Source organism: Pirellulales bacterium (genome assembly GCA_019694455.1).
Lineage (GTDB): Bacteria > Planctomycetota > Planctomycetia > Pirellulales > JAEUIK01 > JAIBBY01.
In genome coordinates this window covers 1-14,405 of sequence record JAIBBY010000028.1, presented here as the reverse complement: position 1 = coordinate 14,405, position 14,405 = coordinate 1, and the positions used below count along the sequence as shown (strand labels likewise).

Genomic DNA, 14,405 nt, shown 5'->3' with positions numbered 1-14,405 from the left:
TTCAGGCCAAGATCCCTTGGATGACTTTGCCATGCACGTCGGTCAGGCGTCGGTCGACGCCGTTATGGCGAAACGTCAGGCGCGTGTGATCGATGCCCAATAGGTGTAGCACGGTGGCGTGCAGGTCGTAGCAGTAGATCGGTTCTTCGACGGCGCGGAACGACCACTCGTCGCTGGCGCCGAAGGTTGCGCCGCCGCGGAAGCCGCCGCCGGCCACCCAACTGGTAAAGGCGTCGGGATTGTGGTCGCGCCCCTTGCTGCCTTGGCTGCACGGCATGCGGCCAAACTCGGTGGTCCAGATCACGATGGTGTCGTCGAGCATGCCGCGCGCCCGCAGATCGTGGACCAACGCGGCGGCGGGTTGATCCATGCCGCGGGCCATGTCGGCATGGTCGCGGGCCAGGTCTTCGTGGCTATCCCAATTGCGGCGCGGGAAGCCATTGTCGGCGCCGCTCCATACCTGCACAAAGCGCACGCCGCGCTCGAGCAGTCGGCGGGCAATGAGGCAATTGCGGCCAAAATCTTGTGTCTCCGATTGGTCGACGCCGTAGAGCTTGAGCGTTGCGGCGGTTTCGCCCTTGAGGTCGAGCACGTCGGGCGCGCTGAGTTGCAAGCGGGCCGCCAATTCGTAGGAAGCGATGCGGGCTTCGAGGCGCGTGTCGCCAGGCCGGTTGGCGAGGTGCGCGGCGTTCAGGCGGGCCAGCAAGGCGCGACTGTCGGTTTCGCCGGCGGGGGTGATGGTCGAATCTTCGGGCGGAAACAGGTTGAAGATGGGGTTCTCGGCGCCCGTGCGGATCATCGTGCCTTGCTGCGCGGCGGGCAAGAAGCCGGCGCCCCAATTGGCGGGGCCATTAGGAGCGAAGCCGCGCGAGTCGGGCAGCGCGACGAATGTGGGCAAATTGTCGTTCAGGCTGCCAAGCCCGTAGCTCACCCAGCTACCGATGCTGGGGAATCCTGGCAGGACGAAGCCAGTGGATTGCATGAAGGTGGCGGGACCGTGGACCGCGCTCTTGCTTTGCATCGACGGCAAGAAGGTCAGTTCGTCGACGCAGGTGGCCAAGTGCGGCACAAGGTCGCTCATCCATTTTCCGCAGGCCCCATATTGGTTCCAGGCCCAGGGGCTGGCCATGACGGCGCCCGGCTCACTTTGGAACAGTTCGATCTTGCCGCCGGGATTGAAGGGTTGTCCGTGGCGTTCGATGAGCAGCGGCTTGTAGTCGAAGGTGTCGCACTGACTGGCGGCGCCCGACATGAAGAGTTGCACCACGCGCTGGGCCTTGGCGGGATGGTGCAGACCGCCATTGAGAACGGCGCGCTGTGGGGTGGCGGCAGGTTGGTCGGCGGCGACGGCGCCTTCTTGCGTCAACAAAGACGACAGGGCTAGGCCGCCAAAGCCGGCCCCCGCGTGCTGGAGAAACGCGCGTCTCGAAAGCGTAGTTTGCATGGCGCGTCAGTCGATAAAGACAAATTCGTTGGTGTTCCAGAGCAATCGGCAGACGCTGGCAAGCCCGTGTTGCGACGCGTGTGCCGCCAGTTGGGCGCGCTCGGCGCCAGTTGGTTTTCGCGCCAGGCAGAGGAGCATGGCATGGTCGAGGCGCGCGTCGAGATCGGCATGTTCGCGAGTCAGTCGATCGGCCATGTGATGTGATTGGCGAATAACGAATTCGTCGTTCAAGGTGGCGAGCGCTTGAAGGGCGGTGATGGTGGTTGTCCGCACGGGCGCGGCGACTGAGGGATCGGGGCAGTCGAGCGACTCCAGCCACGGATTCGGGACGCTGCGGGTGATGAAACGGTAGATCGAGCGACGCCACACCGCAGGCGAATCGAACGACGCGGGGTCGTAACGCGGGCTGTGGTCGTCTTTGAAATGGAACAGTTCGAAACCGGGTCCACCTATGGTTAGATCGAGTTTGCCGCTGGTTGCCAGGATCGAGTCGCGGATTTCCTCGGCCTCCAGGCGGCGGCGATTCATGCGCCAGAGGCTCTGGTTGCCGGCATCTCGGGCGGCGGCGAAGTCGTCGTGCCGCACGGTCTGCCGCCAGGCGGCGCTGGTGACAATGAGGCGGTGCAGCGACTTGAGCGATTGTCCCCCGTCGCGAAACTCGACGGCGAGCCAATCGAGCAGTTCGGGGTGAGTGGGTTCGGCGCCGTTGCGGCCGAAGTCACTGGGGGTTTCGACCAGTCCACGGCCAAAGTGGTAGTGCCAGACACGATTGACGATCGACCGCCAAGTGAGCACGTTGTCGCGATGTGTGAGCCAGTGGGCGAGTTGGTGGCGGCGCGCTTTCTCGTCGTCGCCCGTAGAGGCGGGAAAAACGCTTTCAAGCTGAGGCAGGCAGGCCAGCGCACCGGGACCGACTTCAGCGCCGGGGGAATCGACGTTGCCGCGAGCGAGCAGATGAATGGGACGTGGTGCGTGCGATTGGACGGCGTACACCCGTTGTGGGCTGGGAAGCGCGGCCAACTCGGCGGTCAGCCGTTTGACTTCGGCCTTGGCGGTTGCTCGCGCTTGGTCAAGCTCGCGAGTGACCAGTTCCGCATGACGCGCGGTGCGCTCGGCGCGCAGTTCGGCGAGGCGCAATCTGGTTTGATGACGTAGCGCTAGCGCGGCGGTTCGCTCGCCATCGAGTTCGGCCAGCGGTCGGCGACTATCGTGTTGATCGACCAAGGCCGCCATGTTCCAGCGGCCCGCTTCGATGCTGTCAAACGCTGTGACGGTGGCGCCGCTTGCCGCATTCTGCCCGGCCGATTCGACTTGCAGTTCGGCGAGCGCAAAGACGTAGTCGTCTGTCCGCTGCCAAAGCCGGGTGGCGGTGACGCGTACAAACCGCGCGCGGCGACCCGTCAGATAGATGGTGTAAGGGTCGGACGCTGGGTTGGCGACATCTGCGGCGGACTGATCATCGACGAGAACGGCCTGGTGAAAATCGGGATCGTCGGACAGTGCGACTTGGAAGCGGACAGGGAAACCGAAGCCGGGGGAATCTGGAAAGTCGGTCGGCCGGGCGGGAATGAGTCGGATGGCGTCGATCGGACGCTCGCGGCTCAGATCGATCTGGACCCACTTCACGACATCGGCGCTGGGCGCGATGACGCTATGGTAACCGTTGGTGGCGCTGGTTTGTTCGGCAGCGGCCGAGGCGAGTGGATCAGGGGCGGCGCTTTGTTGTTGCTGGAGGCTGATAATTTGTTTGTCGAGCGCATCGAGTGGCGCGCTGGTCAACTGTTGGATTTGCGACTCGATCTCTGCCAGCCGCTTAGTCGCTTGATCGCGCAATTGAGTAAGCTGCGCGCGGCGGGCGGTAGCGGCACGATCTTCGTATGCGACATCTTGACGGTCGACGCCGGCGAACACTGCCTGCAGGCGGTAGTAGTCGAGTTGCGAGATGGGATCGAAGGCGTGATCGTGACAGCGCGCGCAGTGCGCGGTCATGCTGGTGAAGGTCGAGATGGTGTTGGCGACCATGTCGTCGCGATCGAGCGCGCGGGTCTTTGCTTTTTCGCTGGTTCCTTCGCGCAGCTCGACATGGCCGACAAAGTCCCAAGGCCCGGCGGCAATAAAGCCAGTGGCGATCAGTGCTTGCGGGTCGTCCGGCGCGAGGGCGTCGCCCGCCACTTGCTGCTCGACAAAGCGAGCGTACGGCAGGTCGTCGTTGAAGGCGCGGATGACGTAGTCGCGATAGGGCCAGGCATGGTCACGTCGCTTGTCTTTGTCGTAGCCGTGCGTATCGCCGTAGTGGACTACATCCAACCAATGGCGTGCCCAGCGTTCGCCGTAACGGGGCGAAGCGAGCAGACGATTGACCAACCGCTGGTAGGCGTCGGCTGCGGGGTCGTTGACGAAATCGGCTAATTCCTCGGGTGTGGGGGGGAGGCCGTGCAGGTCGTAGGTAAGCCGCCGAATGATGGTGGCGCGATCGGCCTGGGGGCCTTGCTTCAGCCCATGCTGGCGCAGTTTGGCGCCAACAAAGGCGTCGATCGGGTGACATGGCTGGCGGTTGTCGGCGGGAGTTTTGGGAAGCTCGGGGCGTGAGAGGGGGGTGAGCGACCACCACGGCTTTCCTCCCCGTTTGTCTTGCAGGACTAGGTCTTTGGGCCAGTTGGCTCCGGCGCGGATCCATTCGCGGATTATCGCGATCTCTGTTGGGGGCAAGCGATCGCCGTCTTGCGGCATGGCAGGTTCATCCCCCTCGATCATTTGGACCAAGAGGCTGGCATCGGGGTCGCCAGGTACGACCGCAGGTCCGCTGTCGCCGCCGCGCAGGGCGCCAGCGGCGTGATCGAGTGCCAGGCCGCCACGCGCCGCAACGCCGCGGTGGCAGCCAACGCAAGCCCGTTCGAGCAGTGGCGCAACTTGATCCGCAAAGAATCGCTCGCGCGCATCGCTAGCGAGCGCGATCTGAGGGACAAGCGAGAAGGCGAACAGCAATGTGATGGCAACGCGCATGTCGCGGTAAATCGCGTGATGAGGAGATGCGGAGGGCCGCTGGCCAGAATACCGAGGCGGCGAACGTGGGACAAACTCGCACGGCCCGCGCTTCGATGCGATCGCGCTTTGGTCTATAACGAAGTGAATCCCACCTTTTTCGGAGCCCCTTGAATGTCGGATCGCCCAGTTCTCACGGCTATCAGGGTTGTCGACTTGATCTCGTTGGGATTGATTGGCTGGGGGATTTTTCACGCCATCGGAGCGTATCGCCACAACCAGAATCCGCTCAGAGCCGTGGTGGTGGTCGTCTTCATGTTGGCGTTCGTCGCCTGTTGGCGGCTGCTGCTCTTATCGCGCCGGGATCGAGGGGCACGGGACGACGCCGATTCTCGGTTCCCAAATTGAGACAAATGGCTCAATTTGCAACTGACGATGGTTGAGTCGAAAGCGGCCCGGATTGCGGAATTTTAACTATTCGCCGCTATTGGCGGAAATTTCTAGGCGCGCCAATGTTGGCGCAGCTTGCCAAAGTTCCAGGCGGCAGCGCGGTGTGTGGTATTGGTCAAGCGGGCGGATATTGGTCTTGGTTGTCCATTAAATCCGTTACACAAGTCATTAGCCTGCAAAGGGTTTAATCGAAAATATGGTTGTTGCGTTAAGCCAGTACAGCACTTAGAATCGTTACTTAACTGGATCGATCTGGCGGACCCTGAGGTATCTGACGAACGGCGAATGCAGGTAGATGAGTGAGACTCTGCCGAATGCATGATCCGCTCGTACGACACCTCGGCACAAGAATCGCTAACGATTGCACGGCTTGTGAGCCGGGCAGGCGAGGAAAGTGAGCGAGCGCTTGGTGAGTTGTTGCTTGCCGGTGATCGTCGACGATCCAGCCCCCGAAGTGCTAGCAGGAACGGAACGCTAATGACAGGGGAACCGCGTGTTAGTAAGGCTTTGTGCTTTGCTTTGCGCGCACAGTTGGCAGAACGCGCGATATTTTCCGCACCGCGTGTTTTGTCTGAGAGGCATGCAGCATGAGTGAACACCCGCAACCCAGCCGCAGCGCGCGTGGCGCAGGCGGCGACTCTCAACAGCTTGGCACGGATTGGGTGCTTGGACAAACGCCCCAGATTCGGCGCATCGCCGAGCACGCCCAGCGCGTCTCCGACGTGCAATGCACGGTTTTGATCAGCGGCGAGACGGGAACTGGCAAGGAAGTGTGGGCACGCTATGTCCACTGCGCCGGACCACGAAAATCACGGGCATTTGTACCGGTCAACTGCGCGGCGCTCACCCCCACATTGGCGGAAAGCCAACTCTTTGGCCACGAACGTGGCGCGTTTACGGGCGCGGCGGGCAGTTCGCTCGGCCACTTCCGCGCAGCAGAAGGGGGCATCGTTTTCCTGGACGAAGTGGGCGAAATGCCCATGGAATTGCAGCCGAAACTGCTGCGTGTGTTGCAAGAGCGCGAAGTGACGCCAGTGGGCGCCTCGCACCCGGTGCGGGTCGACGTGCAGGTGATTGCTGCGACCAATCGCGATTTGGAACGCGAGGTGCTGGAAGGGCGATTCCGAGAGGATCTCTACTATCGGCTTAATCTGGTCGAGTTGCGGGTGCCACCGCTGCGGGAGCGCATGGCGGACATTCCGGAGTTTGTCGAGCATCTGTCGCGGTTTTTTTCGAAGCGATACACGCGTCCGCATTGGAAGCCGGACGCGGAGACGTTGCACCGTTTTTGTGAATATGACTGGCCGGGAAATATCCGCCAATTGTCGCACGTGATCGAGCAGTCGTACGTTTTGGATTGCGCGCCGATGTTGCCGGCGGCGGTGAACGACCATCGGGTCGCGAGCCGTTTGCCGCATTTGAATCTGGAGCGACTGCGGCGTGAGGCGGTGGTCCAAGCGCTGCGCAGCACACGTGGCCATAAGGGTCGAGCTGCTCGTCTGCTGGGTGTCCACGCCAATACGCTGACGCGGATGCTTGCGCAGCTTCACCTGGGCGCTGTCGACAATACGAGCGACGAAGACCTGCAATCGGCCGCTCGCTAGCGAGCCTTGAGCCCTCCCTCCTCGATTTTCGCAATGCTCGAGACTTGCATCGCATTGACCATGCGCGCTCGCTTTCGAGCCCTTCCTCGCCTTGGGGAAGATTCATCGAGTTGAGGATTCCGGCCTTAAGTCATGTTTGAGGCTGTATTTGCGCGGTCCACCATCGCGCGGTGCTCACTGGTTTGGTGAGCTGGTGGAATCGCTTGCACGCGCACAATCTGACGGCTGATGAATTCGCAAGCCCTTTTTTAGTAGTGACTTGCGATCTGTCTTTGGCGCCGCCAGCACGGTTGGCATAAGGGGTGCTTTAGGCGGACCGGTCCATTCGGTCGACAGGGCCACGCCCAATTCCTTTGCTCGTTCGTAGCCGTGGCGTGTTTTTGTCGCATGCCGAACCTGTTGGACCACTGGCGCGGGAGCGCGCCGGCATCGATCAGGGATAACCGACACGGCCCCACGGCAGGATGACCGCGGAGCCATGGATCCGAGACATTCTATGGCGCTTCCGCAACGCCGAGCGGTTCTCGATAACGCCGTGCGTCCGACGACGCGGCGCGGGCCCAGCACAGGGCAGTGGCAATGTTTGATCATCGCTCCCAACGACAAGCATCGACGCGAACTCGTGGACGCGGCGACTGAAGCGGGTTGGGTGACGGTTGACTGCCGCAATCCGCAAGAGGCGCTCGACTGTCAACAGCGACTGCTGTTTCAGTTGGCGCTGGTCGATTTGGCCAGCCGCAACCATGTTTTGCACCATGCGCTGCGCGACGCCGCGGCAACACTGTCGCAGCAGAGCGGCGCGTTGCTGGTCGTTTGCGGCGAAGGCAGCGCCGACGAAGAGATTTGGGCTCGCCAACTTGGCGCTTGGCTGTATTTACCGGGCGTCGTCGAGGGGGGAGAACTCGCCTCGCTGTTTGGCGAGGCGCGCGAGTTGGCCGCGCGATTGTCGGCGCCACAGGGCGCCGCTTGGGGGGGGGCGCCGGTTTGGCAACGTTGATCACACGAACTTTCGTTTCACAAATTCCATTCAGTCTTTGACGCAAGTCACTCGTTTTGTAAGGAGCACGTCAATGTCCGATTACACCAGCGCTCAGCAAGACTACGAACGGTCTTCGCAAGTGGAGTACGGTCGCTACGAACCAACCCGCTCGGGTCAGCGCGCCGCGCGTCCGGAATATCGCACCAAGCGGCGACCTGTCGGCCACAACGGCATGCATCGTCGTCGCCAGAAGCGTTGGAGCTGGTAGTTCGCGCCTTGGCAACGGAGAGCGCGGGGATGCCAATTGGCAGAACGCTCGCCGACTAGATAGCTCATACCACAGACAAGTCCACAACTCGGTTAATTCACACTTCAAACGTCAATTTCACTGGGAGGCGAGTCAATGCCGAAATTCTCCAAGGCCGGAATCCCTGCGCTGCTGATGGTCGCCGTATTGGTCGCCGTTGGCGAGTCTGCGCGCGCTGCGCTGATCAGCTTTGAAACTGGTGGCGGAAACACAACGAGTCTTAATGGCACGCTGGGCGGCAGCGGCAGTGTCACGATCACAGGGGCGAGCCCGTTGGCCGGCAAGCTCTTTGGGCTCGACGCGAAATTAGTGCCGAATCCGCAGGTGACGCCAGTGGGGTTCAATCCCGACGTCATCAACATCGTGTCGCAGCCCAAGAGCGTGGGCGTGACTAACATTGGCGAACCGTTTGGTCCCAATATTACGAACATTGAGATTTCGGCGCCGGGCGGCGGGCATAACATCCTGAGCTTGAATAATGCCGACCTCGATTTGCTCAACGGTACGAACGTCAGCGTTCCGTTGGACACCATCACATTGAAGCTAGTGCTGGTGTTGCCGGGTGGCATCGAAAACCCGCAGGATTTGGTCATCGACATCAAAGGCAACATGACCGAGCTGTACACCAAGCAGATCGGCGCCGCCACTTTCAATACGACCGGCGTGGGCGAGGGGACCTTCTCGATTCCGTCGGCGCTACATGGATTTCTTTTGGCCGATATCAGTCTAAGTGGTATTGCCGCCGACACTGATTTGGAGCTTGACACCAATGTGGACATCACCGGCGATTACAAGGTGGAGTTGCTGGGGACCGGTCCGCCGGGCAATGCTCGAGTGACGCTTTCTGGAAGTCAGAACATCGCCTTGCCGCTGAACTATTTCACGGCGGTTGCGACGTCAATTCCTGGCATCGCGGAGATTACGGCTACCTTAGATTTGGCGGCCAGCATCAACATGGCGCTGTCCTACTCGTTGCAAGGGACCGTAGTCATCCCCGAGCCAGGCTCGGTGGTGCTGTTGGGCATCGGCTTGGCCACCGTACTACCACTGGTGGGACGCCGAGTCTTGCGCAAGAAGGGCTAGTCGACCAACGCGTAGATTAGTTGCAACTAGAGTCAGCTGATTGCTTTAAGGGCCGGCCCAGTCATGGGACCGGCCCTTTTTTGCGTTCCAAGAGCCAAGCCCGGCAAATCGCCGCCGATGGCAAAGTTTCGCTAACCCGCACGAGAGCGCAGACCGATACAGCCAGAATAAGCGGGCAGCTCACTCAACAATTCTGCGCTATTACGTCAACCCGGGGGGGTTAGTCATGCCGTTACGTTTTCGGCACGCGATTGCGTGCATTGGGGTCTTGCTAGCATCCAAGATTGTATTTGCCGAGGAGCGGGCGCCATTGCCGGCGCGGTTGATCGCCGCTCGCGCCGCTCAGGAGCCGATTTCGGCCGGTGACGTGATCGACGAGTCGCCAGTGGAGGCGCCGCTGGAAGAACCGGCCTCGATCGTGCATATCGAAAGTGGCCCCAGCGCGGGGTGCGCAACAGGTAACTGCTCGACAGATAGCTGCGGTTCGACCTGCGACGATTGCGGCGCCTGTCAAACGGCATGCAGTTGTCCAAAACGCTGGATGCATCGCAGCGGCGTGTTTGGCGATTTTATGTATCTGCGCGCAGGGGGCGCCAACGTGGCCTACGCGCAACCGCGCGATGGTCTGGCGCAATTGACCAGCGTGCCAGTCGGTCCGACGGCGGTGGTGTCGCCAGGTTACCGTGGCGCCTATCGCGTGGGGGGGGGGGTCGCAATCGACCCCTGTTCGAGCATCGCCGGCACGTTCACCTCGTTTGAGAGTCGGGCAGGTAACGACACGGCGATTAGTGTGCCAAACTCGTTGCACTCGCTGCTCACGCACCCGGCCACGTTGTCGGCCGCCGCGGACAGCCTGACGGCGACTGCGCGCAACGACGTGGAGTTCCGGTTAGCCGACATCGACTATCGGTCCATCTTGAGAAGTGGTCCGCGTTGGGCGCTCAACTACGTAGTTGGGGCGCGCTATGCTCACCTGGGGCAGGAACTGGTGGCGGAGCAGCCGATTTCGCCGGGCAACACGACCGTGAACACCGGCATCAATTTCGACGGCGGCGGACCGCGGATTGGCCTGGACGCGATGCGGTTCGCGCGTTGCACAGGCCTGTATGTGTATTCACGCGGCAACGCCAATTTCATGGCGGGACGATTTCACGCCAACTACAACCAGTTCAACACATTCGCGCTCGATCAAGCCAACACCAGTTGGCGCGACGACCGCATCGTGAGCATATTGGACTGCGAAGCGGGCGTTGGCTGGCAGAGCAAAGGGGGGCGGCTCAAGCTGTCTGGTGGCTATTACATCGCGGGTTGGTTCAACACTGTGACCACTCCAAGCTGGGTGGCGGCTGTGCAGTCGAGTAGCTTTGCCGATGTGTCTGACACGCTCACCTTTGATGGTCTGGTGGCGCGGGCCGAGTTGTGCTGGTAAGGTTCGCAGGTCTTCGACAACTTGAATGACAACCGAGCAGGCGAGTCGTTTGACGGCTCGCCTGCTCGCGTTGTTAGACGGCTCGCGCTCTATCTCATGCGCCGAAAATGGTTTGCGATGAAAACCAACACCTGTGAGGTGTTTGACATCGCGCCGAGCGCGAGATAGCATCCGTTGCGTCTCGACCGTGAGAGCGCGGAGCCTCCCACGTGGCCGTGTTGCAGTCTCGCTGATCTTTTCGCCATCCCGGCGCCATCAGAGGCTGAGCCATGTGGTCTGTCCTCAATGGGACTGATCATGTCGTTAGGGCGGCGACTGCGATACTGCTTCGCGCGCGAGGCGAACGCGACGGCATCACTACCAACATCTTGATTGTCAGCTTCGGAATCGAATTGATCGCAACGCGATCCCGGTTTCTTGATTCGATTGTGATTGCAACCTCTTAACATCGGAACGCACCATGTGGTCCAAACTCTTTGGCAGGCATACGCACGATAGCGCCAAGCAAATTCGGAGCGCGACGCGCCAGCTTCGATTGCAGGGGGAGCCGCTTGAGGAGCGGCGCTTGTTGGCGATCGATGTGCTGGGCGTACCCGACTGGGTCGACCAGGGACCGCGACCAATTCTCAATGGCAGCGCGACGATTCCGCCCAACAACCCAGTCACAGGCGCCGCGCAGAGCATCGCGGTGAATCCGGCGAACAGCGCGCAGATTTACCTGGGCATGGTAAACGGCGGCATCTGGCGCACCAACAACGCCAACACCGCCAATCCAGCGGCCATGACGTGGGAGCTACTCACGCCGCAAGCGCCTTCGCTGGCGATTGGCAGCATTGCGTTCAGCCCGCTCGATCCCGCAGGCAACACGCTGTTCGCCGGGACCGGAACATTCAGCAACCTGAACAACGCGGGGGGGCCGGCGGTCGGTGTTTTGCGCAGCACCGATGGCGGCGCGACGTGGGTGAATTTTGGAGTGAATCCAGCGGACGAGCCGCGCATCAAAACGGTGCTGCCGACATCCATCGACCTCGATCCAGGCGCCGGCGTCTCGCAAATGGTGTTGGTCGCCGGTATCGACGGCAGCGGAGGCCTGTACCGTAGCAACAATAATGGGCAGAGCTTTGCAATTCTGAGCGGCTCCAATGGCCTGCCAAGCGGCGCCGTGACGCAATTAATTGTCGATCCGAACAACGTGCAGCGCTTTTTCGCGGCGGTGCCCGGGATCGGCGGTGGCGTTTTCCGTGGTGACTTCAACACGGGCACTGGCGTCATTAGCTGGACGGCAGTGAACACTGGAATTCCGGTGGCCGACATCGGGACAGCTGCGAACATTCAATTGACGGTCGAGGATTTTGGCGCCACGACGGTGCTATTCGCGGGGCTGGCCGATCCGCCAGCGGCTGGCACAATCGACGCCGAGTTGACGGGCGTTTTTTGCTCAGTGAATGGCGGTGGCAACTGGACCGCGCTGGGCACACCGGCGAGCTTCAACCCTTGGCGCTCGGCGGGTAGCGGCTTCTCGATGGTCGCCGATCCCACGGATGAAGACGTTGTCTACATTGGCGGACTGCAAAGCCCGAGCGAGATCTTTCGCTACAACCCCGTTGGCGCGACTTGGGACTTGATCACGGGCGCGGGCGCGCAAGGCGGAACCGCGCCCCATGCCGACACGCGCGACATGGTGTTTCTGAGCAACACGGTGCTTTTGGAGTCGGACGACGGCGGCTTGTACTTCTTGCCGAATCCGCTCGACTCGACTAACAACGCTTGGGGGTCGTTCATCGGCGAGACCGCGCTGGGCACCGCGCTGGGCGGCGTGGAGATGCACGACATCGCATGGGACAGCATCTCGAACGTCATCGTCGGCGGATCGCAAGACAACGGCACCGAGGCGCAGCTTACGCCGAACAATTTAGTTTGGTCGCGATTTCAAGGGGGCGACGGCGGCGATGTGGCGGTCGACAGTCTGACGCTGGCGGGGGCGAATCGATCGATACGCTATTCCAGTCAGCAACGCTTGGGTAGTTTTCGGCGACAGGTGGTCGACTCGCTCAATGTGGCGGTCGGCGCCTCGGTCGAGCTGCTGCCGGCAGGCGGATTGGCGGGCTTCGTGGGGCAATTCATCACGCCGATCGCGCTGAACGCAATCGCTCCGCCGGCTGGGCAATCGACGCGGCTGGTGATTGGCGGCGGAACGGACGATGTGGTGACTGTTGGCGCGGTCTACGAAGCGAATAACGCGGGGGTGGCGGCGGACGCTGCGAGCGTGAATTGGACGCAGGTACCGACGGGCGTCGGCTTTGCATCGGTGAGCGCGCTGGTCTATGGCGGCCGCAAGGGAGGAGCAAGTAATCCCGACGTGTTGTACGCCGGATCCGACGGCAAGGTGTTCTTGCGCACGACGCCGGGGGGGACCCTGAATCCCACCGCCGGGTCGTTTGGTGTGGTGCGCGACATTGCGCTCGACCCCAACGATTGGGCGCACGCTTTCGTGGTGAGCGACGACGAAGTGTGGGAGACGACCGATGCGGGCGCCAATTGGGCGAATCGCACCGGAAATCTCGGCAACGGCAATTTGCGAACAGTGGAGTTCGTGGAACTGGGCGCGGTCGACGTGCTGTTGGTTGGCGGCGCGGGTGGCGTGTTCCGCTCGTTGAGCAACAACCCGGGTGTTTGGACCGAGCTTGGGGCTGGCATGCCCAATGCGGTGACCTACGACCTGGATTACGACGCCAGCGACGATGTGTTGGTGGCGGGGACTTTTGGAACTGGCGCTTGGACGGTTCCGGCCGCTAGCACGAAAATTGCTCAGCCCGGCGTGATGGACATTGTGGGCGACACCGACTTCCCAGGTCAGGACGACGTGATCCGCATCGTGCGCAACGCCGCCAACCCGAGTCTGCTCGATGTGACGCTCAACGGCGCCCTGTATCTGCCGCGGCCGCAGTTGTCGACACTCAATCAGATCAATGTTCACGGTCTGTCGGGCAACGACACATTGATTGTCGACAGTTCGAACGGTTTGGTGGAGGTTCCGGGGGGCATTCGTTTCGATGGCGGAACGGGCTTTGATTTGATTCGCCTGGAGCAGACGGGAGGGGACCAGCAAGACTCGCACGTCTATTCGGTGGGCGCTTTGAACAATTCGGGGACGAGCGTCATCACCGGTCCCAGCGGCGTGCAGCAGTTGTTCTTTGAGAATGTGGAACCGCTGGTCGATCTGGTTCCGGCGGTCAATCTGACGGTCAACGGCACACCCGAGTCGAACGCGATCAACTACGGCGTTGGATCCGTGGCAACCAACGGCCTGGTGACGGTGGACAACTACGAGTCGATCGAGTTTTCGAACAAGGACACGTTGACCATCAACGCCGGCTCGGGCAACGACGTGGTCAACTTGAACAACGTGAACGTGCCGACCGAACTGACGTTGATCGGCGTGCATGGCGACGACGGGGATGACGAGATCACCACGCGCAGCACGGCGGGTGTGGTGTTGTTCGCCGCGGGGGACGCGGGGAACGACACGATCGACGCCAGCGGAACCGCGTCGGTGGTTGAGTTGGAAGGCAACGACGGGGACGACCTGCTGCAAGGCGGTACGGCCGCCGACACGCTGACGGGCGGCGAAGGGGACGACACCTTCATCGCCAGCGCTGGCGACGACACGCTGACCGGTGGCGCCGGAGTGGACACGCTCTTGGTGCGCGGCACGGCGGGTGACGACGAGATTGAACTTTATCAAAGCGCTCCCGGCGTGATCGAGGTCACGGCGCCAGTGGGCTCGGGAAGTTACTCGATTTCCGACGTGGCACTAGTGCAAGTCGAGGGACTGGGGGGCAACGACACGATTCGGGTGCGAGGCAACGCCAGCGTTGACAGCGCCAACGGTGTGGCGATGGCCATCGACGCGATGTCGGGGAACGACACGCTGATTGTCGACAGTTCGAATGGCTTGGTGGACGTTCCGGGAGGCATTCGCTTTGACGGCGGGACGGGTTTTGATTTGATTCGCCTGGAGCAGACGGGAGGGGACCAGCAAGACTCGCACGTCTATTCGGTGGGCGCTTTGAACAATTCGGGGACGAGCGTCATCACCGGTCCCAGCGGCGTGCAGCAGTTGTTCT

The 14,405-nt window shown here is 61.7% G+C and carries 8 protein-coding genes; 6 read left to right on the top strand and 2 right to left on the bottom strand.

From position 1 onward, the window contains the following. Nucleotide 1: 1 nt before the first annotated feature. Both K1X71_12645 and K1X71_12640 read right to left on the bottom strand, forming a co-directional pair. Entirely contained in the window at nucleotides 2–1,444 is a 1,443-nt protein-coding gene (locus K1X71_12645) for a DUF1501 domain-containing protein (GenBank protein ID MBX7073988.1), read from the bottom strand. A 6-nt stretch (nucleotides 1,445–1,450) separates the two neighbouring features. After that, complete coding sequence (locus tag K1X71_12640; GenBank protein ID MBX7073987.1) at nucleotides 1,451–4,447, bottom strand: DUF1553 domain-containing protein; 2,997 nt, start codon at nucleotides 4,445–4,447, stop codon at nucleotides 1,451–1,453. Between the two features lie 1,016 nt (nucleotides 4,448–5,463). Between K1X71_12640 and K1X71_12635 the strand changes: the two genes are divergently transcribed. The 6 genes from K1X71_12635 to K1X71_12610 form a co-directional block, all read left to right on the top strand. Next, entirely contained in the window at nucleotides 5,464–6,480 is a 1,017-nt protein-coding gene (locus K1X71_12635) for a sigma-54 dependent transcriptional regulator (protein MBX7073986.1), read from the top strand. Nucleotides 6,481–6,976: 496 nt separating this feature from the next. Beyond that, complete coding sequence (locus K1X71_12630) at nucleotides 6,977–7,477, top strand: hypothetical protein (GenBank protein ID MBX7073985.1); 501 nt, start codon at nucleotides 6,977–6,979, stop codon at nucleotides 7,475–7,477. A 73-nt stretch (nucleotides 7,478–7,550) separates the two neighbouring features. Further along, nucleotides 7,551–7,727 (top strand): hypothetical protein, encoded by a 177-nt coding sequence (locus K1X71_12625; protein MBX7073984.1) that lies wholly within the window; start codon nucleotides 7,551–7,553, stop codon nucleotides 7,725–7,727. A 135-nt stretch (nucleotides 7,728–7,862) separates the two neighbouring features. Further along, nucleotides 7,863–8,849, top strand: a complete 987-nt coding sequence (locus K1X71_12620) for a hypothetical protein (protein MBX7073983.1) — start codon at nucleotides 7,863–7,865, stop codon at nucleotides 8,847–8,849. Between the two features lie 226 nt (nucleotides 8,850–9,075). Next, nucleotides 9,076–10,278 (top strand): hypothetical protein, encoded by a 1,203-nt coding sequence (locus K1X71_12615; protein ID MBX7073982.1) that lies wholly within the window; start codon nucleotides 9,076–9,078, stop codon nucleotides 10,276–10,278. Between the two features lie 460 nt (nucleotides 10,279–10,738). Further along, nucleotides 10,739–14,405: hypothetical protein (locus K1X71_12610; GenBank protein ID MBX7073981.1), on the top strand; the 3,667-nt coding region annotated here is incomplete at its 3' end.

Excerpts from the sequence above, each read along its gene's own strand:
- K1X71_12645 (MBX7073988.1), bottom strand. The coding sequence starts at position 1,444 with ATGCAAACTACGCTTTCGAGACGCGCGTTTCTCCAGCACGCGGGGGCC.
- K1X71_12640 (MBX7073987.1), bottom strand. The coding sequence starts at position 4,447 with ATGCGCGTTGCCATCACATTGCTGTTCGCCTTCTCGCTTGTCCCTCAG.
- K1X71_12635 (MBX7073986.1), top strand. The coding sequence starts at position 5,464 with ATGAGTGAACACCCGCAACCCAGCCGCAGCGCGCGTGGCGCAGGCGGC.
- K1X71_12630 (MBX7073985.1), top strand. The coding sequence starts at position 6,977 with ATGGCGCTTCCGCAACGCCGAGCGGTTCTCGATAACGCCGTGCGTCCG.
- K1X71_12625 (MBX7073984.1), top strand. The coding sequence starts at position 7,551 with ATGTCCGATTACACCAGCGCTCAGCAAGACTACGAACGGTCTTCGCAA.
- K1X71_12620 (MBX7073983.1), top strand. The coding sequence starts at position 7,863 with ATGCCGAAATTCTCCAAGGCCGGAATCCCTGCGCTGCTGATGGTCGCC.
- K1X71_12615 (MBX7073982.1), top strand. The coding sequence starts at position 9,076 with ATGCCGTTACGTTTTCGGCACGCGATTGCGTGCATTGGGGTCTTGCTA.